Raw genomic sequence first — 22,277 nt, forward strand, 5'->3', positions numbered from 1 at the left:
ATTTATAATTAAAATTTAAGATTATTAACAAAATTTACTAAAATGGCACAAGGAAAACAGACCCCTCGTCAGAAGATGATTAACCTGATGTACCTGGTCTTTATTGCAATGCTTGCACTGCAGATCGATCAGGAAATCGTGAGATCATTTTATGATACACAGGTTTCACTTACCGAAACCCGTAAATTAACAGATGCAAAAAACCAGTTATTTGAATATAATCTCTCGGAAAAAGCACAAATTTCACCTGAAGATAAAGCATCTTACGACAATTATATGCAGCTTAAGCAGCTCGGCGACGATCTCATTGGTGATATCGAAGGTAAAAAACAGAAAATGGTCGCACTCTCCGGCTTTAAGTATAGTGAAACAGATTTTGATTACAACACTTTAAACAGTGCAGATCCTGCTACCTCTCTTTTTTTCCAGGGAGGGGAAGAGTCTAAACCTTCAGCCGAAGCAAAATCAATGATGTCAAAGATTGATGTACTTCGAAATTTTATTGTTCAGAAATTTGAGGGAGAAGAAAATTTCCAAAACGTAGTAGCCCGCGCTAAGCAGAATATCATTACAGAATATCCAAAGAAGAAGAACGGCAAATCATGGCTGGTTCACAAGTTCTACAACCAACCTATGGTAGCTGCACTGGCAAATTTAGAAGTATTAGAAACCGAGATACGGAACATCCAGTCAGACGTTTTATCCGTTTATCTGCAGGGGAAAAGTGTCATGGCTGATCCTAACGCAACTCTAGTAACTGATACGCCTAAAACAGTTCCTCCGATGATTTCCAATTCTACTCATCAGGAAGATAAAAAAGAAGATTTTACCGCAACAATTACCTCTGGAACTGTATTATATCAGGGCTTTCCGAACCCGGTTAATGTTGACGGTGCGACTTCCTCAACTTCCATTTCGGCATCAGGTGCTACGGTATCAGGTGGCGGTGGCAAATGGACAGTAACTCCTGGTCCGGTGGATGAGGTAACCCTTACAGTGGGAGGTAAATCAACCAAATATATGGTTAAGAAATTACCGCCAGTGGTAGGAACAGTTAGAGGCAAAAGTGCAGTAGCAATGCCTGCAACGTCTATCAAAAATCAAACTGTAGCGGTAGATATGCCAGGATTTGTATATCCGGTAAGTTTTGCGGTAAACGGTTTTAAAGTGAAAGTTCCAAATAAACCATCGGTATCGGTAACAGGTAATTCTTTAGCTGAAGTGGCTAACTTATTTGCGAACCTGAGAGCTGGTGATAAAGTGACCATCCACGACATCGAGGTTACTGCAACCGGAATGGGGAACAGCATTCCGAAAACGCCAAGCAACGTTACAATAAATGTGACGAATTAATATGAGATAAAATTAAATTCATCTACCATAATGAAAAAGTTAATAGTAAGTATATTCCTCGCATCAGTAGGTTTCTCGCAGGCACAAACCATTCTTAATTCGAAGTCTCCCGAAGAGTTCCGGCAACTGCGCGAAGAAAATAAGATGATGAAAGGAGACAGCATCATCTCCAAAGAAGTGGTACCGCTTTCTTACGGGTATATCGATGAGAAAGACGTGCTGAAAAGTATCGTAGTTTGGGAAATCATTGATATGAATGATAAACTCAACCAGCAATTATACCATAATTCCGACGGTCTCGTTACCCAGAACAAGTCGCTTTTCCAAATTTTAATAGATGGAATTAACTCAGGTAAAATCAGCGAAGTGTATGATGACGAATATTTTACCACACGATTAGAGCCGGAAGAAATCAAGAAGAGAACCAGTAAATTGGTAATTTCTGATGATCTGATTGATAAAATTAATTCCGGAGCTAAAGTGACAGAAGCAGATAGAGCAGCCGGTACCGACGTGTACGAAACCAAGTCTGAGGATGTGAAACTCCTCAAGATTAAGGGAATGTGGTATATTGACAAAAGAGATTCCCAAATGAAATACCGCTTGCTGGGAATCGCGGCAATGGGGAAAGATCCACAGACAATGGGCGTAATTGGTGGTGATGGAGAACTGGTGGATTCTGGTGACGACTATATCGACTTATTTTGGGTATATTACCCAAATGTACGGCCACTTTTAGCCAATTACGTCGTATTCAACGGTAAAAACCTTTCCTCGGATATTACTTATGATGATGTGATGAATGCAAGGAGATTTTCATCGATTATCTACAAATCTGACAATGGTTTAGGAAACGGTGTAATCAAAGATTATATCCCACGTGATGCTGACGCACAGCTTGAAGAGAGCGAGCGAATCAAAGCACAGATTCTTCAGATGGAAAATGATATGTGGAATTACTAATCATTTCCTTTGAATATATACTAAAACCTGAGTATTTTTACTCAGGTTTTTTTAAGCTTTAATTGTAAGAATATATCAGGATGAAAAATGTAGATTATATCATTGTTGGGGGCGGATATGCAGGATTTTTTTTCGCCCATCAGTTAATACAGAACAATAAAACTTTCCTCATTTTTTCTGAAAACGGTAAAAGTGCGTCTCAGGTTTCTGCAGGCATCGTGAATCCTGTTGTTTTAAAGAAATTTACCACCTTTTGGCTTGCTCAGGAACAGATCAGTTTTCTGAAAAGTACATTAAAAGAAATTGAAGAATATACTGGTAAAAACTACTTAATCAACGAAAATATTCACCGGATTTTTCACGATAAAAAAGAGCAGGAACTCTGGCTATCAAAATCTGAAACAGAACAACTGGAGCCTTTCTTAAACCCAGAATTTAAGAATCTGGAGACTGTTCTGAACCCGTTTGCGGCTGGATCTGTAAATTTATCTGCCAGGCTTAATGTGGAAGAATTTTTTAATGATTTTAAAGCTTTTCTCAAGGAAAATAATCATCTAAGGGAGCAACATTTTGATTATTCAATAATTGCGGATAATTCATATGAACAAATCAGTTTTAAACATATTGTTTTTTGTGAAGGTATAGGAGTGAAAAATAATCCATTTTTTTCCGAAATTCCTGTAATGGCAAATAAAGGGCATCACCTGAAAGTGCAGCTATCAAAACCACTCACAAACTCATTTACGCTGAAGAAAAAACATTTTCTTTTTCCTTTAAACGGAGATAGCTATTATTACGGCGGAACTTACGACCCCAACGAAAGGACGAACGAAATTGATGATTTCGCAAAGCAGCAGCTAATAGAAGGACTTTCGGAATTCTATCCTCACGACTTCGAAATTAATGAAGTAAACTTTGGGTTCCGGCCCACCGTAAGAGACCGAAGACCCATTTTGGGAAGTCATCCCGAACATCCCAATTTTTACGTTTTCAATGGCTTGGGCGCACGTGGAATTTTAAACGGATGTTTCTTTTCAAAAGAATTATATGAACATATTGAAAATCAAAAACCTTTAATGCCTGAAGTAGATTTAAATAGGTTTAGTAAATAAAAAAATCTCTGAAGAAAACTTCAGAGATTTTTTAGCAGAGAGGAAGGGATTCGAACCCTCGATACAGTTACCCGTATACTAGCTTTCCAGGCTAGCTCCTTCAACCACTCGGACACCTCTCTAATTGAAGACTGCAAAAATAGAATATTTAATCGAGAACTGAAAATTGAAACTCATTTTTTTGAAGTTTAATTCACAGAAACTTCACCACAGATATTTCTGGAAAATATTTCTGCAAAATTACCCTCAAATTTTGGGTTGTCCAGCAAATGCATTGCTTTGGTAATGGCACTTTCAGCAGTCATGTCATGCCCGCTGATGGCCCCTATTTTAGTAAAAATATTGGAATTTGAGTACTTGCCAAAACTTATTCCACCCGAAACACATTGCGATACCACCACAATTTCGGTTCCCCGGTCGCGAAGCAGCTGTAGCGTCTGTTGTGTTTTCTCGGTGTTAAAAATCGTTCCCGAGCCAAAAACCTGCAGAATCAATACTTTCATTTTGGGCATCTGTAACAAATGCTCAAGATGCATTCCGGGAAAAATCCTCCAGAACAATACATCCGTTGAGATGTGGTCATCAACGCTGAAATTTTCTTCGGTTTCAGAACGCCACAGGAAATCTTTCTCGATATTCAAATGAACGCCCGATTGTCCCAAAACAGGATAGTTTGGCGTTTGGTAAGCATCAAAATATTCCGCAGAATATTTCAAGGTTCTGTTTCCCCGCAGCAGTTTATATTCAAAATAAATGGTAACTTCCTGTATTACCGCTTCGTTGTTTTCGTACAGACTTGCATAATAAAGACTTGTGAGGAGATTTTCTTTCGCATCAGTTCGTAAGTCACCAATTGGTAGTTGCGATCCTGTAAGCACAACGGGTTTTCGGAGATTTTTCAGCATAAAACTCAGAGCAGAAGCCGTATAAGACATGGTGTCGGTGCCGTGAAGAATCAAAAATCCGTCGTAATGATCGTAATTTTTACCGATATAGTTCGCGATAATTTTCCACTCCTGGGGCCCCATATCCGATGAATCCAGTGGCTTTTTGAAAGGATGCACAGAAACTTCACATTCAATAAGTTTCATTTCCGGAAGTTTTTGAAAGATATTTCCGAAGTCGAAAGCCCGCAGGCTGCCTGTTTCATAATCTTTTTCCATGCCGATGGTTCCACCGGTGTAGATCAGGAGTACTTTTCTTTTCATAGCTTCAAAAATACATCTTTTCAAGCTAATTTCTTTTGTTTGAAAGTTTGTTTCAGAACGAGGCCATTGAAATTAATTTTTTTTTGGGCGCCAGTTTCCGTCTTCCACTCCCGCTTTTTTGCTCCGCTTCGCTACACAAAAAGAGCTCCGTTCAAGCCGGGGCGCGGTAAAGTTTTAAAAATCATTCGATTTACCAATTATTCAAAATTTATTAATTGCACCTTTCAACACTTTTTGGCGCTCGCTTGGCTCGCGCCTCCTGCAAAAATTCTTATTTTTGAAATATGAATCATCAGCATACTTTCAACTATCTCAAACAATTTTTAACCGATGAAAGACTCGCAAAAATCGAACATTTTGCACCGGAAAGTTCAGATTTTGTATTGCCGGTAATGGAAGATATTTTTCAGTTCCGCAATGCCGCTGCGATTGTAAGGTCGGTAGAAGCGTGCGGATTTCATAAGATTGTAGCGATGGAAAGCGAGAACGAGTTCAACCCAAATCTTCGTGTAACAAAAGGAGCTGAAACCTGGGTGGAAGTTGAAAAACTTCCGCATAACCTGGAGAGTTTGATGGAAATAAAAAACCGTGGTTACAAAATTCTGGCGGTTTCACCCGAAAAAAATGCGACGATGCTTCCGGATTACGAGGTCAAAGAACCTGTAGCGTTGGTCTTCGGGACGGAAAAAGAAGGCGTTACGGAAGAAATTGTGGAATTTGCTGATGAAACGTTAGCAATTCCCATGTATGGATTTACCCGGAGTTTTAATGTTTCGGTTGCTGCCGCAATTTGTTTTTATGAACTGAAGCAGAAACTGATCAAATCCGGACTCGACTACAAACTTTCTGAAGAGAAAATAGGGAAGATGAAAGTAAGATGGGCGGTGAATTCTATTCCCAGCGGTCCGCAGATTTTAGCGAAATATTTAAAAGAACAGAAAATATAATGAATCAGCTTTTTGACGATCCGTTTTTCACTATAACGGCACTTGTAGGAGGAGTTTTTGTAGTCGCAGGATTTATTATGTTGAAATTTCCACCAAAGAAAATAAATTATCTATACGGCTATAGAACAAGTGCGTCTATGAAAAATCAGGATCAGTGGGATTTCGCGCAGAGCTATGCAGCCAAGGAAATGATGTTGACCGGAATTGTATTAGCAACAAGCGGCCTGCTTACATTAATTACAGATTTTGCAACTTCCGTAAAGCTTCTGGTTGGTCTGGTAATGGTTGGTTTGGCAGTTATAGTTCTTCTGGTAAGAGTTGAAAAGGCGATTAAGAAACGTTTTTCCGTGTAATAAACGTTTTACATCATCTTAAAATAATTCCACGCCGCGACAAAAACACCGGCTGTTTCCGTTCGCAGTCTTTGACTTCCCAGCGAAACTGCTTTAATTCCGCGTTCTGCCAAAAGTTGGATTTCTTTATCCGAGAAATCACCTTCAGGACCGATTAAAAAGGTGATGTTTTTCTGAGGATTGATTTCTTTTAAATCAATTCGTTCCAGATTTTCATTACAGTGTGCAACAAATGTCGTTTCCGGATCAAGCTTTTTTATGAAATCTGAGAATCTCACCAAATCATTAACCACCGGGAAATGAAATCTCAGACTTTGTTTCGACGCAGCGATACTCTGCTTTCTGAGTTTATCGATATTTAGATTTTTTCGTTCCGTTTTTTCGGTATGAATAAAACTCACTTCGGAAACTGCCATTTCGGTAGCTTTCTCCAAAAAAAACTCGATTCTGTCGATGTTTTTGGTAGGCGCAATTGCGATATGAAGTTTTGGCGAAAATTCCGGAATATTTTCTTTGATTTCATCGATGTTTAAAGAAGCTTTTTTGCCTTCAAAAACCAATTTTCCGTAGGCAAGATTTCCTTTTCCGTCGGTTACGGAAATTTCTTCGCCATCGCGCATTCTCAGGACTTTTACGATATGTTGCTGTTCTTCTTCATTGATGTGAACGGCAGGGAAAATTTCACCAAAAAATAGCTTCATTTCATTCGGATTTTTGTTTAAAACCTTCTTCAATATCATATCTTGCAGTAGCAGAAACCGAAAGGTCAGCAAATTCACCCCGGTCGAATTTCAGTTTGGCAACCATAGCGATCATTGCTGCGTTGTCTGTGGTGTATTCGAATTTTGGGATGTAAATATTCCAGCCCAGTTTTTCGGCGTTTTGCTGCATTGCTTCCCGAAGTCCGGAATTTGCTGAAACGCCACCTGCGATTGCCACTTCGTTGATATTTAATTCTTTTGAAGCTTTTTCAAGTTTATCCATTAAAATTTCAACAATAGATTTCTGTACAGAAGCGCAAAGATCTGCAAGATTTTCTTTAATAAAATCCGGATTTTTTTTCACTTCTTTTTGAATAAAATAAAGTACAGACGTTTTTATACCGCTGAAAGAATAATCGTATTGCTCAAGTTTCGGTTTATTAAATTTAAATGAATTTTTATCACCTGTTTTTGCAAGCCGGTCAACAATAGGTCCAGCCGGATAATCAAGATTAAATATTTTTCCAATTTTGTCGAATGCTTCTCCTGCAGCATCATCAATTGTTTTTCCGATAATTTCCATATCGAAATAGTCTTTCACGAGCACAATCATGGTGTGCCCGCCGGAGACGGTGAGGCACAGAAAAGGAAATTTCGGGGGCATAATATTTGCATCGTCGATGAAGTGCGCCAGAATGTGTGCCTGAAGGTGATTAACTTCAATCAAAGGGACATTTAAACTCATCGCAAGTGATTTGGCGAAAGATGTACCTACGAGCAACGAGCCGAGAAGTCCGGGGCCGCGCGTAAATCCGACGGCAGAAATATCTTTTTGTTGTATATTTGCTTTGGACAGTGATTTTTCAACCACGGGAATAATGTTTTGCTGGTGCGCACGTGAAGCCAGTTCCGGAACCACACCGCCATAGTCGTTGTGAATTTCCTGATTAGCTGCAATGTTTGAAAGGATTTTATTCCCCTGAATAATTGCTGCTGAAGTATCGTCGCAGGACGATTCTATCCCTAAAATTATTGAGTCGCTCATAACAATGGCAAATTTAGAGAATAATAACGATAACGAAAACAAAAAATCTGTAGCCCAGAACATTGGCGATTCTGTGCAGAAAGGTGTGGAAAACGTTCAGGAAACTGTAAAAGAAACCGTAAAAGGTGCTGCAGAACTGGCTTCCGACGCAATTACAAAACCAGTAGAAACTGCCGGCGAATTTGTGGATCAGGCTGCCAAAGATGTTACCAGCTATAAGTGGTGGGCAAAACTTTTACTTATTTTATTCTGGTCCGGGCTTTTTCTGGTCGCGTCTTTTTTGGTTATTGTAAGTCTTCCTTCAACAAAGAATTGGGCAGCACAAAAAGTGATTGCAAAACTTAATACCGACATGAAATCGCAGATGTCGTTTAAAAGTGTTGACATCAATTATTTTGGAGATATCCATATTCACGAAGTTGCGATTAAAGATTATAAAAACTTCCCCTTTCTGAAAGCCAAGGAACTTTATGCAGACTCTAATTGGTTTGCAATCATCAGTGATTCACGGAATCTGCAGTTTCAATCGTTGTCTTTGGAAAAAATGGATTTAAAGGTCATTACGTATAAAGGCGACAGTATTTCGAATTTCATCCGATTTGTGGATCTCTTCAATACCCCGGCACCTACGGTTAAAAAAGAGCCATTTCAGTTAAAATCCAGAATTTTTATTACTGATTCCAAAATATCTATTGTAAATCAGAACAGTGAAGGTGAAGCCGGTAAATGGCTTACTGCTCAGAATGTTAATCTTGTGGTGCCAGAACTTCGTGTAAATGGATCTGATGTTTTTGCTCAGATTAATAACATGCGTTTTACTACTGAAAGATGGGGTAAAAAACATTTTGTTGATACATTTTCTGCGGATTTTGGATTGACCAAAGAAGCCCTTACGCTGAAGGACTTAACCCTAAATACAGATCATTCACTCCTTCAGGGAGATTTAATTTTAAATCTGAATAACGGTTCCTGGGCTGATTTTACGAATAAAGTGAAATGGGACATGACGCTGCAGCCCGGAAGCCAGATCAGCGGTTACGATATCAGCTATTTTGTCACCAATTGGGATAATTATAAACCAATTAATATTTCTGGTGATATGACCGGCCCACTGAACGATTTTTATCTCGATAATTTTTTGGTTAGAAATCCGCAAGTTAACATTAGAACGGCTAAAATGAAGGTTGAAAATATTCTGAATGGTAACTTTCAGATTGAGACCAACTCACTTTCTACCGATTTTACGTACAAAGAACTGAAAGCAATGATGCCCACTTTCATTTCATCAAAAATGAAAAATTTTGCTGATGATTTCGGAAGGTTAAAATACAATGGCGCTGTACGCCTAAATCCTAAGCAGGTTTATGTTTCCAACGCAAATTTAATTACGGGGAGTGGCCAGGCAAAAATAAATAATTTCTACCTCGAAGATTACAGTTCTAATCTCCCGAAATACCGTGGTTATGCAGAATTAAACGATTTGAATACTTCGGTGATTACCAAAATGAATCAGGTGGGATTAATTTCCGGTAAGTTTAATATCCAGGGGCAGAGTTTTGATGTAAATACCATGAAACTGAGAACCCGTTCACAGATTTCGAAAATTGAAATCATGAACAGGGAAATTAATAACGTTTATCTGGATGGTTTGCTGGATCACAAAACCTATAACGGAATTGTAAATGTAAATGACGAACAGGCGAGAGCAAATGTAAAAGGACTTGTCGATTTCCGCACCAGCCGTTTGCTTGCAGATGTTGTTGCGGATGTTAAGTATCTGAATGTCAACTATTTTACCGGCGGAAAAGGCACGCAGATTGTGAGTGGATTGGTTGACGGTAAAATTGCAATGACCAATATCAACGACTTGAATCTTGATGCTGATTTGCGGAACGTAAGTTTTACCAATGCCGCACAGAAGTATCTGATTCCCAATGCTAAAGTAAGAGCTTATTTTGAAAACGGAAACCGTATTGTTTCTGTTGACGCGCCGGGAGCTGTAAATGGCAGAATTGCCGGAAAATTCAATCTTGGTGATTTAGCCGGGATGGTTCAGAATGGGCTCGGTAAGATATTAGTCGGGCCACCGCCACGAAAATTATACAGAGGGCAGCACTTTACGATGGACTTTGATGTGAAACAGGGATTGGTAAGTTATTTTGAGCCCAATCTGCAGATTCCAAAAGGTGCGATTGTTAACGGCGCCTACGATGGTAACAGTAATAATCTGGTCTTAAATGTTGATGCAGCTTCGCTAAAATATTTGATGACCAAAAAAGAAGAAATCACCGATGCCGACAAAGCCTTAGCCGCTGCAAATCCTGCATATAAAATTACAGAACGCGATAAAATTACCCGCGACAGTGCGATGGTCGACAGTTTAATCGTTCGGATTAATACGGCAAATCTTGATGAACAGATTTTCGCGAAGGTAAATAGAGTAGAATACAATACCAATATTCTGAAAGACATCACTTTAAGCGGACGTAACGAAAATAACAGAATTCTGCATATCGCAGCTAATTTCAAACACGGCACTCCAGAAGACGAAATTAAAGAAACACTTAAGGAGTATGCGGTAAATCTTAACCAAACTACAGATCGGGCGGGGGATTATGTTTTCCGTTTTGAGCCTACTACCGTGAAATTCAATGATGTCGCATGGAGTGTGGATACGAGTCCGGAATTAAATCATTCGATTACATACAGAAAAAAAGCCGGTGATTTCTACATTCAGCGTTTGAGACTCTATTCGGATAACAGCGAACTTTTCCTGAATCAGGCCGTCTTCAAATCAGCCAAGGATTTTTCGGCAGATGGCGAAATTAAAAACCTGGATATTGCCAAAGTTTTTGCACTTACCAATAGCGACAACAGTATGGATGTACAGGGAATTGCTAACGGAACCTTCGATATTACCATGGATAAAAACAATCTTGAACCGCTTATCGATTTGAATATTACTGATATTCTGATGAATGGAAAAGATATGGGCAATGTAGTTATATCCGCTAAAAAAAGCAGTGTACCGAATGTTTTCGATGTTGAAGCAAAGGTGGTTTCCGCAGGAATTATTGGTGACAATAACCTTCACCTTACCGGGACCATTAACAACAATACTTCTTCACCAACGCTTGATTTAACTGCTGATATGAATGATTTTGATATCGCTTTTGCCCAGGAATTCGTAAAAGGCGTTTTCGGAAATCTAAGAGGAAAAGCTTCAGGAGACTTAAAAATTACTGGTAAACTTAGTGATGTTGATTACAGTGGTGATATCGCGATGAAAGACTTGGGGCTGAAACTCAACTTCACAGGTGTTGATTATTCGTTCGAGGATACTGTAATTTCACTTTCCAAAGGTTTGGCGATTCTGAATGACATTGGCGTAAAAGACGGAAGATCGAATTCCCGCGGATCAATTTCCGGTGCGATTCAGTTTGAAACTTTATCTTCAATGGGCGTCAACTTAGTGATGAGGGCTGATAATTTAATGCTGCTCAACACCACGCAGAAAGATTATGACCTTTTCTGGGGACGGATTTACGGTACCGGAACTTTATACGTGGACGGACCGGTTTCGGCTTTAAATATTTCTACGCCGGAAATGCGGGCTTTAAACAACAGTGTCTTCACCTTTAATTCTAATTCAACTTCTAATGTTGAAGAATTCAAGATGCTGAGATTCCTGAAAAGAGACGAAGCGGGAATTGTTTCCGTAGAAGAAAAGAAAAGATCCAGCGCGAACATGAATATCGATTTTACGATTGCGGTTGATAAGGGAACTACCGTAAACGTTATGGTGGGCGATGATATTGGTGATATAACCGTACGTGGAAATTCTGAGAAACTGCGATTCCAGATGTCCAGGACCGGAGCAATTTCAATGAACGGAAATTATTTCGTCGATAACGGAACCTTTGTTTCCAAAGCGATTCTTAACCGAACGTTCCAGATTTCCAAAGGAAGCAGCATCCGTTGGGATGGTGATGCAATGGCGCCGCAACTCGATATTAATGCAACTTATTTAAGAACCGTAACCAATGCCGGAGCCTATCTAAACATGGGAAGTCTGCAGCCAATCAATGTTTTGCTTTCTACAAGAATTTCGCAGACACTGAATAATCCGAAAATTGAATTGGGTGTTTCCGCACAGGATGTATCGAGCAGTTTGAGGGAAACTCTCGCCGAAAAAATGAGTAATGAAGACGAAAAAATCATTCAGTTTGGATCTGTTCTGGTGATGAGCAGTTTTAATGTTGGAAATTCTGCATTCGATATCAATCTGGGGAATACACTTGAAACTTCTGGTTATAATATGCTTTTCAAGCAGTTAGGTTCTGTATTGAACCAGATCAGTAACGAATTTCAGGTCGATTTAAATTACCTGAAAGGCGATGCAAACTCCAACAGTGGCGACCGTGCAAATGCCAGTGTGAGTATTGCGCTTTCGCCGAGAGTAACGGTAAAAACAGGGTTAGGAATCCCAATTTCCAGATCAGATAACGCGAATACCGATTATCTTTCGGGTGAAGGGATTGTAGAATACGATTGGTCTAAGAAAAACGACGGTACAAGATTGTTGCGAGCTTACAGTAAACCGACAAATATCGGATTGAACGGTGCTGGAGCCGGAAATGCAAGTGCCAACCAAAGCTACGGAGTAGGTGTAGTTTATAGTAAAAGTTTTAATACCATCTTTAAAAGGAAGAAAAAAGACAAAAATAATAATCCTAAACAGTCAGAATCTAAAAGAGATTCAATTATAAATGATACAATTAAATAAGGATAATCACTTAAATAGTAAAGATTGCGTTAAAACCTGTTAATATTTATCTAAATTTTTTCATTTTAATATTTTTTTGTAAATTTGCAAAAATGTTTGCAAACAATTATCAATTATACAATACATATATAAAATGAACTATCAACTCGACGAAATAGATAAAAAAATCTTGGATTTTTTAGTAGAAAACACCAGAATGCCCTTTACAGAAATCGCTAAACAAATGGAAGTTTCTGCAGGAACCATTCACGTAAGAGTTAAAAAGATGGAAGATGCCGGGATTATCTTAGGCTCTTCTCTTAATATCGATTACGGTAAACTCGATTATCATTTCACAGCTTTCATCGGAATTCTGCTCACCAAATCAAACAGAACCCAGGAAGTTTTGAAAGAACTTGCGACCATCCCGAACGTTATCGAGGCAAGTGTAATTTCCGGTAAATACAATATTTTCTGTAAAGTAAAAGCCAAAAATACAGAAGATGCTAAAAGAATCATTTACCAGATTGATGACATTCAGGATGTGATGAGAACTGAAAGTATGATCTCAATGCAGGAATATCTTTCTGATAAAAACAGATTAATCGACGCAGTTTCAATCTAACTGAACTGAATCTTTAGTAATAACTGAAAACTTTTGAATTCTTTCAAAAGTTTTTTTAATTTTACCACTATGAACGAAGAATTTTCTAACGAAAGTCCGAAAAAAGATTTAGGATTTATTTTATCACTTTCGGCTTTGCTGCTCTTCACGCTGATGGGAATTGGGATCGATTCCGACGAATATGTTCAGCAGAACGACCTCAATATTCCCGGATTTTACTTCATCCTTATTTTCCTTATCGATTTGCTGATGATTATTGGGCTAATTCTCATCTTTTTCTACAGAAAAATGGGAGTCTATATGTTCCCGGCGGCGGTGGTGCTGCATTTCTTTCTTCATAATTTTTATCTTTCGACCTTTTTGTATACCGATGTTACCAATCTTTTTATCTTTATATCGGTTGGTTTACTCGCATTCATCCCGAAGTGGCAATTCTTTAAATAACATTTATGTTTTCAAAAGCCTGCGAATACGCCATTAAAGCTTCCATTTACATTGCGCGGCAAAGTCTGCAGCAAAAAAGAGTGAATGTGAAAGAAGTATCCCAATCGATTGATGCTCCCGTAGCCTTTACCGCTAAAATTCTTCAGCAACTGTGCAGAGAAAATATTTTGGAATCGGTGCGTGGTCAGCAGGGAGGATTTGTTTTTGATAAAACAAAACAAAAAGAAATTACAATTTTTCATTTGGTAAGAATTTTTGATGGAGACGGACTTTTCACCCAGTGTGGTTTGGGACTTCAAAAATGTTCAGCAGAAAATCCTTGTCCTGTGCACGATGATTTTAAGGTAGTGCGTGAAAAACTTCTCGAAATGACCCAGAAACATTCCTTCTACGACTTAGGACTTAAAACCGAAAGCGGTCTCGCCTGGCTGAAATAAAATTCATATTTCAGTTTTCAAAATTTAAAGAACTCAACAATAGATTACTTTTAAAATTAATTAGGATAAATTTGTCCGAATTAAAAATATTTTATAAATTTGTACTATAATTTAAAACCAAAAGTAAATGCTTACTCAAGAAAAAACAATCGGCGACTTCGTTGCAGAAAATTTCAGAACTGCAGAAGTTTTTAAAAAATACAATATCGATTTCTGCTGCAAAGGCGGGAGAACGGTAGAAGAAGCTTGCGATAGTAAAAAAGTGAGTCCCCAACAGATTTATCAGGAATTGGAAGAAATAGTAAACAGAAAATCCGAAGACATCGATTTTAATTCCTGGCCACTGGATTTATTGGCAGATTATGTTGAGAAAACCCACCACCGTTACGTGGAAGAAAAATCTGCAATGCTGATTCCTTATTTGAATAAACTTTGCAAAGTACACGGTGAAAGACATCCTGAACTTTTTGAAATTAACGAACTTTTCATTGGCAGTGCCCAGGATTTGGCAGCACACATGAAAAAAGAAGAACTCATTCTTTTCCCGTTCATCAAGCAGATGGTAGAAGCGAAGAAAAATGGCGACGCATTGCCGGCGCCTCGTTTCGGAACAGTAGAAAATCCTGTTGCCATGATGAAGCACGAGCATGAAGCTGAAGGCGAACGTTTCGTAAAAATTGCTGAACTTACCAATAATTATGAGTTTCCAGATGACGCCTGTGGAACTTACCAGGTAACGTACAGAATGCTGGAAGACTTCCAGAACGACCTGCACAAACACATTCACTTAGAAAATAACATTCTTTTTCCAAAAGCAATCGCGATGGAAAAAACATTCTAAATTAATTCCGTAGTTGTTTATTTGATAAGAAACCGTTTCAGAGAATATTCTGAAACGGTTTTGTTTTGCTGAGAAATCTTTTAGAAAAGCGCTACCTGAAGAAACGCACCGATATTATTTTCGTTGTGTTTCAGCGGGCCGTAATATTCCATATTTGCGCCTACACCGAAAGTTAAATTCTTATTGGGTAACACCTGCACGGGGCGCGTACATAGCTTCTCGTATGCAGATCGGCAGACATCGCGTGGACATAAGTTTACATTAAAGGTTCGCAGAGGATTATAGTGCGAAAGCAGCAAGAGAAAATTTTAATGAATTTATAAATCTGTCGGTCATTATTTTATTTTAAAATTATCACTTACCAAAATACTTTAGTTGAAGATTGAATTATAGGATATATAAGGAGAATTGTAGGATTTTTTTAAGAAAGATTTAATTCTAGCGTTAAAATAAATCTATTTGAGACTGCTCGTGAATATTATTCTTTTTACCTTGTCGTATGAATAGCCTAAATGAGTTATTTTCTCCTTATCCAAAATGTTTTCAATAGATTTTATTTTTTCCTTCTCAAAAAGTTGCTTAAATTTTTTGTTAGTGATTTGTTTACCATTGAAGAGATAAACTGTTTGCTCATTATACCTTTTTGTAGCCTCGTTTAAATTTCTACTCTGATCATAATATTCGTAAGATTGATTATAATCAACGATCGGTGCATTTTTATCTGATTTATAATTGGTCCTGGCGTTGCATGAAACCAGAGCTAGCGCTAGAACGATGATGAAATTTTTCATAACTGTTTTTAAAATAGATATTCTGATAGTAAATATGAAAAAACACGCCTCTGAAAGACGTGTCTTAAATGTATAATTGAAGAGAAATTATTACGCTATAATTCTTTTTACCGCTGCTTTTACGGCATCTGCATCAATTCCGTATTTCTTCATCAGTTCCGCCGGTGTTGCTGATTCACCGAAAGTATCGTTTACTGCAACAAATTCCTGGATTGTAGGTCTTTTTCTGGCTAACATACCTGCAACCGATTCGCCTAAACCACCTAAATAATTATGCTCTTCAGCGGTTACGATTTTGCCGGTTTTTTCAACAGATTTCAGAATAATTTCTTCGTCCAGAGGTTTAATGGTGTGAATGTTAATCACCTCACACGAAATTCCCTCTTTCTCCAGTTCATCCGCTGCAAGCAGAGATTCCCAAACCAAATGTCCGGTCGCCACGATGGTTACATCGGTGCCTTCCTGTAAAAGAATTCCTTTTCCGATTTCGAAAGGCATATCTTCCGGAATGAAAACCGGAACTACAGGTCGACCAAATCTCAAATAAACCGGACCTTCAAAATCGGCAATCGCCAAAGTTGCGGCTTTGGTCTGGTTGTAGTCGCAAGTGTTGATAACCGTCATTCCCGGAAGCATTTTCATCATTCCGATGTCTTCCAAAACTTGGTGCGTTGCACCGTCTTCTCCCAAAGTCAAACCGGCGTGAGAAGCGCAAATCTTTACATTTTTATTTGAATACGCAATCGACTGACGAATTTGGTCATAAACTCTTGAAGTCGAAAAATTTGCAAAAGTTCCGGTAAATGGAATTTTTCCGATGATGGTTAATCCTGCTGCAATTCCCATCATGTTTGCCTCTGCAATCCCTACCTGGATAAATCTTTCCGGAGCTTTTTCAATGAATTTCTCCATTTTCAGGGAACCGATTAAGTCAGCACAAAGTGCCACGACATTAGGGTTCTTGTCGGCCAATTCAGCCAATCCTGCACCGAAACCGCTTCTTGTATCTTTTTTTTCTGTGTATGTATATTTCATTTTTATCTTTTTTGATGTTTGTGAATTACTTTAAACTTCACAAATTTTAGTAATCAGCCGGGGCTTCTAAATATAATTGTTTGAAGGCGGTATCAAGCTGCTCATCGTTAGGCGCTTTTCCGTGCCATGCGTGAGTTCCGGTCATGAAATCAACCCCGTAACCCATTTCGGTATGAAGAATAATTGCGACAGGTTTTCCGTTTCCGGTTTCTGCTTTTGCTCTTTCAAGGATTGAAATTACTGCTTCCAGATCGTTTCCGTTTTTTTCATTCAACACTTTCCATCCGAAAGCTTCCAGTTTCGCGTGTAAATCTCCTAAACTTAAGACATCATCGGTATCTCCGTCGATCTGTCTTCCGTTGTAATCGATGGTTGCGATTACATTATCTACTTTTTTAGCAGCGGCAAACATCAAAGCTTCCCAGATTTGTCCTTCCTGTAATTCCCCGTCTCCGTGAAGGGTATAAACTAGGGATTGGTCACCGTCTAATTTTTTACCGAGAGCCGCTCCGATTGCTACAGAAAGTCCCTGTCCAAGTGAACCTGAAGCAATTCTAACTCCCGGTAAACCTTCGTGAGTTGTTGGGTGTCCCTGCAATCTGGAATTCAATCTTCTGAAAGATTTCAGTTCTTCTACCGGAAAGTAGCCAAATCTCGCCAAAGTTGAATAGAACACCGGCGAAATGTGTCCGTTGGAAAGGAAGAAAAGGTCTTCATTTTTACCTTCCATGGTGAACGGAAGTTTATAGTTCATTACTTTCCCGTACAGTGCGGTGAAGTATTCGGTACAGCCCAAACTACCACCGGGATGCCCGGAATTCACGGCGTGAACCATTCTTAAAATGTCTCTTCTGATTTGCGTTGTAAGAGATTTCAGCTCTTCAATACTTTTGCTCATTATTTTGATTTATTTGCCAGCGAATTTACAAATTTTTGATGGGTTTTGGAAATGAAAAATTCCGGGTTTTCGGCCCGGAATATTGGTGATTATTTGTTGAGTTTTTATTTCTTCCTGATCAGCCACAGCCCTATAAAAGTGAGAAGACCGTTAATTATAATAAGTTCTACACCAATTCTGTAATCTGTATTCTGGGTTACCAGATAGTTGATGAAATAGGTTAAAACCGGTGCCAGCAAAGTTACGGCAATGATTGCATATTTTTTGGTAATCTGATATTTGGTTAAAATCCCGAAGGCAAAAAGTCCCAGAAGCGGTCCGTAAGTATAACCGGCAACTTCCATGATGAGATATACGATTGATTTATCATCAATGGCTTTGAAAATCATGATTAAAGCGAAGAAAATGGCGGTGAAGATTAAATGAATCTTCATCCGCAGTCTTTTTTTCTGCTTTTCAGTTTTGGTTGTGTCTTCATTGATGTTTAATAAATCTACACAGTATGAGCTTGTAACGGCAGTTAATGCGCCATCTGCAGAAGGAAAAAGTGCAGAAATTAAACCGATGATGAAAATTACCGAGATAAACAGCGGGAAATAGCCCTGAAGCGAAAGTGCAGGAAAAAGATCGTCGCCCATGATATTATTTACAGTGCCTGTTGCAGCATCTTTAAAACCGAAAACATTGGTAATGTTTTCTTTCCCGTTTACGATATCAACGATTTTTGCGTATTCAGCACCATTTTCCATGGCGAACAGGTATAGAAGTCCGCCCAGGAAAAGAAAGGCAAGATTCACAAGTAATAGTGTTCCTGCAAAAGTGAGCATATTCTTCTTGGAATTTTTAAGATTGTCTACAGAAATGTTTTTCTGCATCATCTCCTGATCCAGACCAGTCATGGCGATCGTGATAAACATACCGCCGAGAATTGTTTTCAGGAAAAATGTTTTCGAGTTTACATCAAAATTAACGAAATGCGTATAGTTTTTAGCCGCCAGCACATTGTATGCTTCGCCTGCGGATAAATTAAGATTCGAGAGAATAAAAATAATACAAACCACCAAACTCAGGATCATAAATGAAGTCTGAAGTGTATCGGTAATTACAATTGTTTTTACCCCACCTTCGAATGTATAGAGTAAAACCATGATAAGAATTACAGCAGAAGTTACCCAAAACGGTACGCCTAAAGCCGAGAGAAGAAATATCTGCAATACATTTACCACTAAGTATAATCTTGCTGTTGCACCAATGGAACGTGAAATAATAAAGAACAGAGAACCGATTTTGTGAGCCTCTACATTAAACCTCCGCCCCAGATAGGTATAAATGGAAGTGAGATTCATCCGGTAATAAAGAGGCAGAAGAACAAATGCCACGATAAAATAGCCGATAAAAAAACCGATGACCAGCATATAGTATTCGAATCCACCGAAGGGATAATCTCCTGCTGTTATTTTGCCGACAGTTCCCGGAACCGAAATAAACGTAACGCCACTTAAACTGGTGCCAATCATCCCAAACGCGACAAGCCACCATTTGCTTTTTTTGTTTCCGATAAAGAATGACTGGTTGTCGGCATTTCTGCTGGTGATGTACGAGATCACCAATAAACCGATAAAATACGCGAAAACAAATAAGAGCAAAATCGTTCCTGGGTTCATTTTTTTAAGAATTTAATGAGCAAATATAGTTTTTTTACGTTATTTCTCCAGAAGCCTGTCCTGCGTTTCTTATCGGTGATAGATTTCTTTGGTTTTACTTTCCTTTAGCATTACTTGGTTGGTCAGTCACCAGTAACAAAAAACCCCTCAGTTTTAGCTGATGGGGTTTGGAAAGTAAGTATTTAATTCTTTATGCCAGAACATCTTGCAGTTCTACATTTCTTGCAATCGTAGCTTTAGCGTACGAGCAAAGAGGGATCACTTTTTTCCCATTTTCTCTTGCGTATTCTACGCCTGCAATTACCAGCTGTTTTGCGTATCCTTTTCCATTAAAAGCTTCATCAACACCGGTGTGATCAATGATGAATTTATCTGTACCTGCCCAAGTGTAGGTCATTTCTCCGGCTTTTACGCCGTCTTCATAAATTTCGAATACGCCGTTTTTTTCGTTGTTGTGATGTTGTATTTCTGCCATGTTTTTATTTTTAAAAAATTGTATAAAAGAAAAAAGTTAAAGGTTGAGTTTCACTTTTTTTCTGGATTTAAGATTGAGTTGGTGCCCACTGATCATAAGGCGACATATCGAAAGCAAAAACCTCCATCATATCCAGTCCAAGGGCTTTTGCTACTCCTTCTCCATATTCTGGATCTGCTTTGTAGCAATTTCTGATATGGCGGATTTGGATGAATTTCTCGGCTCCACCGACATTTGCGGCAGTATTTTTAAATAAAACATCGGCTTTTCCATCGGCTTTGATGATTCTGAACAAATCCCCTGGTTGGGTGAAGTAATCTTCATCATCATCCCGGAATTTGTGAGCATAAGCATCACCTGAAATTTCCAATGGTGGTTCCTTAGCGCTTGGTTGTTCCTGCCATTCGCCGTAACTGTTTGGTTCATAATGTTTTGTTGCGCCGTAATTTCCGTCCACGCGCATTTGTCCGTCTCTGTGGAAAGCATGATAAGGACATCTTGGCTTGTTTACAGGAATCTGAAAATGGTTTACGCCCAATCGGTATCGCTGCGCGTCGCCGTAAGAAAATAATCTTCCCTGGAGCATTTTGTCCGGTGAAAAACCAATTCCGGGAACAATATTGGTGGGGTTAAAAGCCGCCTGTTCAACATCCTGAAAATAATTTTCTGGGTTCTTATTAAGTTCAAATTCACCAACTTCAATGAGTGGAAAATCCTTTTTAGACCAAACTTTGGTTAAATCAAACGGATGGAACCGGTAAGTTTTTGCCTGTTCTTCGGTCATGATCTGTATAAACATTTTCCATTTCGGGAAATTGCCTTTTTCAATATTTTCGAACAAATCTTTCTGTGAAGATTCGCGATCCATTCCGATGATTTCAGCAGCTTCTTCATCTGATAAATTTTCAATTCCCTGCTGCGTTCTGAAATGGAATTTCACCCAATGACGGACATTGGCGTGATTGATAAAGCTGTAAGTATGGCTTCCGAAGCCATGCATGTGGCGGTAACCGTTTGGGATTCCCCGGTCGCTCATCACAATGGTTACCTGATGTAGAGATTCCGGCAGTAAAGTCCAAAAATCCCAGTTGTTATTGGCGCTCCTCATATTGGTTTTCGGATCGCGTTTTACGGCATGATTCAGATCAGGAAATTTCATCGGATCACGGAAAAAGAATACCGGAGTATTGTTTCCCACCAAATCCCAAATTCCCTCGTCGGTATAAAATTTTAAGGCAAAACCACGAATGTCTCTTTCTGCATCGGCAGCACCGCGTTCTCCTGCCACGGTAGAAAACCGTGCAAACATTTCTGTTTTTTTGCCAATTTCATTAAAGATATGGGCTTTTGTATATTGCGAAATATCGTGGGTTACGGTAAATGTTCCAAATGCGCCGGAACCTTTGGCGTGCATCCTTCTTTCCGGGATAACTTCTCTGTCGAAGTTGGCCATTTTTTCCAGAAACCAGAAGTCCTGCATCAGCATTGGTCCTCTGGCTCCCGCGGTCTGTACATTTTGGTTGTCTGGCACAGGCGCTCCGGTCTGTCTTGTCAGTTTTTTCTTTTCTTCCATGATTATAATATTTTGTCAGATAAAGTTACAAATTAAAATAGCTTCATAAACTTCATTCTATCTAATTGTATGATATTTTTGGGTGAAAAGATAAACTGACAGGTGAATTAAACGAAGATTGCGTTTGTTATTTTGACAGTTTCCCGTTTAAAATGGATTTGGGAAGAGGCACGAACTCTTCTTCATCTCCTACAACCAAAGGAAATGCTTCGTGGTTTTGCTCATGCCAGTTGATTTTGGCTTTCTCGATGATTTCTTTATCAGAATTCACGAAATTCCAGAAAATATAGCGTTCTTCTTCGAAAGGTTCGCCACCAAAAAGATAGATGGTCGAATTTTCACTGATTTCAAATTCGCATAAATTCGCATTTTTAGCAACCAGCAATTGTTTTCCGCCGAAAGTATTTCCTTCGATGGTTACATTTCCTTCCAATACATACATCGCCACTTCGCCGAAGAGATTTCTCCCGATGCTTATTTTCTGTGCAGTTTGGCTTTTAATTTCTAAAAAAAACAATTTTGAATGAACAGGAACAGGAGATCTTCTTCCGAAAAGTTCGCCCGCAATCAGTTTGTACTGCAAATCTCCTTCGTTCCAAACCGGAACGTCTTCCGCCTCGGTGTGATGAAAGGTAGGTTCGCTTTGTTCCAGATTTTTTGGTAAACCTACCCAAATTTGAAAACCATGAAGATTTTTTTCGGTACTTCTAAGGTATTCCGGAGTTCTTTCGGAGTGCACGACTCCTTTTCCGGCGGTCATCCAGTTCACCGCACCTGGTTTTATTTCGATATCACTTCCCAAACTATCTTTGTGCTGAATGGATCCTTCAAAAAGATAAGTAAGTGTAGAAAGTCCAATGTGCGGATGAGGCGGAACTTCTAAATTCTGATATTCCTTCAACGAAGCAGGGCCCATGTGATCGATGAAAACGAAAGGTCCAACAGCGCGTTTTTCTCTGAAAGGAAGCAGCCTTCCGACTAAAAAGTTCCCAATGTCCGCAGCTTTTTCTTCAATGATGAGTCCGATGTTTGACATGATTAAATTGG

At 38.9% G+C, this 22,277-nt stretch carries 20 protein-coding genes and 1 tRNA gene; 10 read left to right on the forward strand and 11 right to left on the reverse strand.

All coding sequences use genetic code 11. The annotated features are described in order from the left end of the window. Positions 1-42 precede the first annotated feature (42 nt). The 3 genes from OK344_RS02005 to OK344_RS02015 all read left to right on the forward strand — a co-directional run bounded on the left by OK344_RS02005 (position 43) and on the right by OK344_RS02015 (position 3,428). On the forward strand, positions 43-1,353 hold the full coding sequence (locus OK344_RS02005; protein ID WP_265143200.1) for a GldM family protein: 1,311 nt from the start codon (positions 43-45) through the stop codon (positions 1,351-1,353). A gap of 30 nt (positions 1,354-1,383) precedes the next feature. Next, complete coding sequence (gene porN / locus OK344_RS02010; RefSeq protein WP_088467823.1) at positions 1,384-2,316, forward strand: type IX secretion system ring subunit PorN/GldN; 933 nt, start codon at positions 1,384-1,386, stop codon at positions 2,314-2,316. Between the two features lie 80 nt (positions 2,317-2,396). Further along, positions 2,397-3,428 carry an NAD(P)/FAD-dependent oxidoreductase gene (locus OK344_RS02015; protein WP_265143201.1) on the forward strand — a complete coding sequence of 344 codons (1,032 nt, stop codon included), beginning with the start codon at positions 2,397-2,399 and terminating at the stop codon, positions 3,426-3,428. A gap of 35 nt (positions 3,429-3,463) precedes the next feature. On the opposite strand, the gene OK344_RS02020 is transcribed toward OK344_RS02015, so the two are convergent. Both OK344_RS02020 and OK344_RS02025 read right to left on the reverse strand, forming a co-directional pair. Further along, positions 3,464-3,550: transfer RNA gene (locus tag OK344_RS02020), tRNA-Ser, on the reverse strand. 66 nt (positions 3,551-3,616) lie between these two features. Beyond that, the gene (locus tag OK344_RS02025; RefSeq protein ID WP_265143202.1) at positions 3,617-4,636 is read right to left on the reverse strand and encodes an asparaginase; all 1,020 of its coding nucleotides are present in this window, start codon (positions 4,634-4,636) and stop codon (positions 3,617-3,619) included. 284 nt (positions 4,637-4,920) lie between these two features. Here OK344_RS02025 and OK344_RS02030 point away from each other — a divergent pair, with 284 nt between their 5' ends. Then, complete coding sequence (locus OK344_RS02030; protein ID WP_265143203.1) at positions 4,921-5,583, forward strand: TrmH family RNA methyltransferase; 663 nt, start codon at positions 4,921-4,923, stop codon at positions 5,581-5,583. Then, entirely contained in the window at positions 5,583-5,936 is a 354-nt protein-coding gene (locus OK344_RS02035; protein WP_265143204.1) for an SdpI family protein, read from the forward strand. Before OK344_RS02030 ends, OK344_RS02035 begins: the two co-directional genes overlap by 1 nt. 8 nt (positions 5,937-5,944) lie before the next feature. Here the strand turns inward: OK344_RS02035 and OK344_RS02040 are convergent, their stop codons facing one another. Next, on the reverse strand, positions 5,945-6,637 hold the full coding sequence (locus OK344_RS02040) for an RsmE family RNA methyltransferase (RefSeq protein ID WP_265143205.1): 693 nt from the start codon (positions 6,635-6,637) through the stop codon (positions 5,945-5,947). A 1-nt stretch (position 6,638) separates the two neighbouring features. Then, on the reverse strand, positions 6,639-7,682 hold the full coding sequence (gene tsaD, locus OK344_RS02045; protein WP_265143206.1) for a tRNA (adenosine(37)-N6)-threonylcarbamoyltransferase complex transferase subunit TsaD: 1,044 nt from the start codon (positions 7,680-7,682) through the stop codon (positions 6,639-6,641). 4 nt (positions 7,683-7,686) lie between these two features. On the opposite strand from tsaD, the gene OK344_RS02050 reads away from it, so the two are divergent. The 5 genes from OK344_RS02050 (at position 7,687) to ric (ending at position 14,794) form a co-directional block, all read left to right on the forward strand. Beyond that, positions 7,687-12,468, forward strand: coding sequence for a translocation/assembly module TamB domain-containing protein (locus OK344_RS02050; RefSeq protein WP_265143207.1), 4,782 nt, complete (start codon positions 7,687-7,689; stop codon positions 12,466-12,468). Between the two features lie 133 nt (positions 12,469-12,601). Continuing rightward, on the forward strand, positions 12,602-13,072 hold the full coding sequence (locus OK344_RS02055; RefSeq protein ID WP_265143208.1) for an Lrp/AsnC family transcriptional regulator: 471 nt from the start codon (positions 12,602-12,604) through the stop codon (positions 13,070-13,072). 69 nt (positions 13,073-13,141) lie between these two features. Beyond that, positions 13,142-13,516: a hypothetical protein gene (locus OK344_RS02060; protein WP_088467814.1), complete on the forward strand. Its 375-nt coding sequence runs from the start codon at positions 13,142-13,144 to the stop codon at positions 13,514-13,516. 5 nt (positions 13,517-13,521) lie between these two features. Then, the gene (locus OK344_RS02065; protein WP_265143210.1) at positions 13,522-13,953 is read left to right on the forward strand and encodes an RrF2 family transcriptional regulator; all 432 of its coding nucleotides are present in this window, start codon (positions 13,522-13,524) and stop codon (positions 13,951-13,953) included. Between the two features lie 127 nt (positions 13,954-14,080). Continuing rightward, the gene (ric, locus tag OK344_RS02070) at positions 14,081-14,794 is read left to right on the forward strand and encodes an iron-sulfur cluster repair di-iron protein (RefSeq protein ID WP_265143211.1); all 714 of its coding nucleotides are present in this window, start codon (positions 14,081-14,083) and stop codon (positions 14,792-14,794) included. A 455-nt stretch (positions 14,795-15,249) separates the two neighbouring features. Here the strand turns inward: ric and OK344_RS02075 are convergent, their stop codons facing one another. From OK344_RS02075 to OK344_RS02105, 7 genes are all read right to left on the reverse strand, one after another. Further along, complete coding sequence (locus tag OK344_RS02075; RefSeq protein ID WP_265143212.1) at positions 15,250-15,585, reverse strand: hypothetical protein; 336 nt, start codon at positions 15,583-15,585, stop codon at positions 15,250-15,252. 90 nt (positions 15,586-15,675) lie between these two features. Beyond that, entirely contained in the window at positions 15,676-16,620 is a 945-nt protein-coding gene (locus OK344_RS02080; RefSeq protein WP_265143213.1) for a transketolase family protein, read from the reverse strand. Between the two features lie 46 nt (positions 16,621-16,666). Further along, positions 16,667-17,518 (reverse strand): transketolase, encoded by an 852-nt coding sequence (locus OK344_RS02085; RefSeq protein ID WP_265143214.1) that lies wholly within the window; start codon positions 17,516-17,518, stop codon positions 16,667-16,669. Between the two features lie 104 nt (positions 17,519-17,622). Further along, positions 17,623-19,182 carry a sodium:solute symporter gene (locus OK344_RS02090; protein WP_265143215.1) on the reverse strand — a complete coding sequence of 520 codons (1,560 nt, stop codon included), beginning with the start codon at positions 19,180-19,182 and terminating at the stop codon, positions 17,623-17,625. Positions 19,183-19,372: 190 nt separating this feature from the next. Further along, positions 19,373-19,657, reverse strand: a complete 285-nt coding sequence (locus tag OK344_RS02095) for a GNAT family N-acetyltransferase (protein ID WP_265143216.1) — start codon at positions 19,655-19,657, stop codon at positions 19,373-19,375. A 67-nt stretch (positions 19,658-19,724) separates the two neighbouring features. Continuing rightward, positions 19,725-21,230, reverse strand: coding sequence for a catalase (locus OK344_RS02100; RefSeq protein WP_265143217.1), 1,506 nt, complete (start codon positions 21,228-21,230; stop codon positions 19,725-19,727). Between the two features lie 127 nt (positions 21,231-21,357). Then, positions 21,358-22,266, reverse strand: coding sequence for a pirin family protein (locus tag OK344_RS02105; RefSeq protein ID WP_265143218.1), 909 nt, complete (start codon positions 22,264-22,266; stop codon positions 21,358-21,360). Positions 22,267-22,277 lie beyond the last annotated feature (11 nt).

The organism is Kaistella yananensis (assembly GCF_026107505.2).
GTDB lineage: Bacteria > Bacteroidota > Bacteroidia > Flavobacteriales > Weeksellaceae > Kaistella > Kaistella yananensis.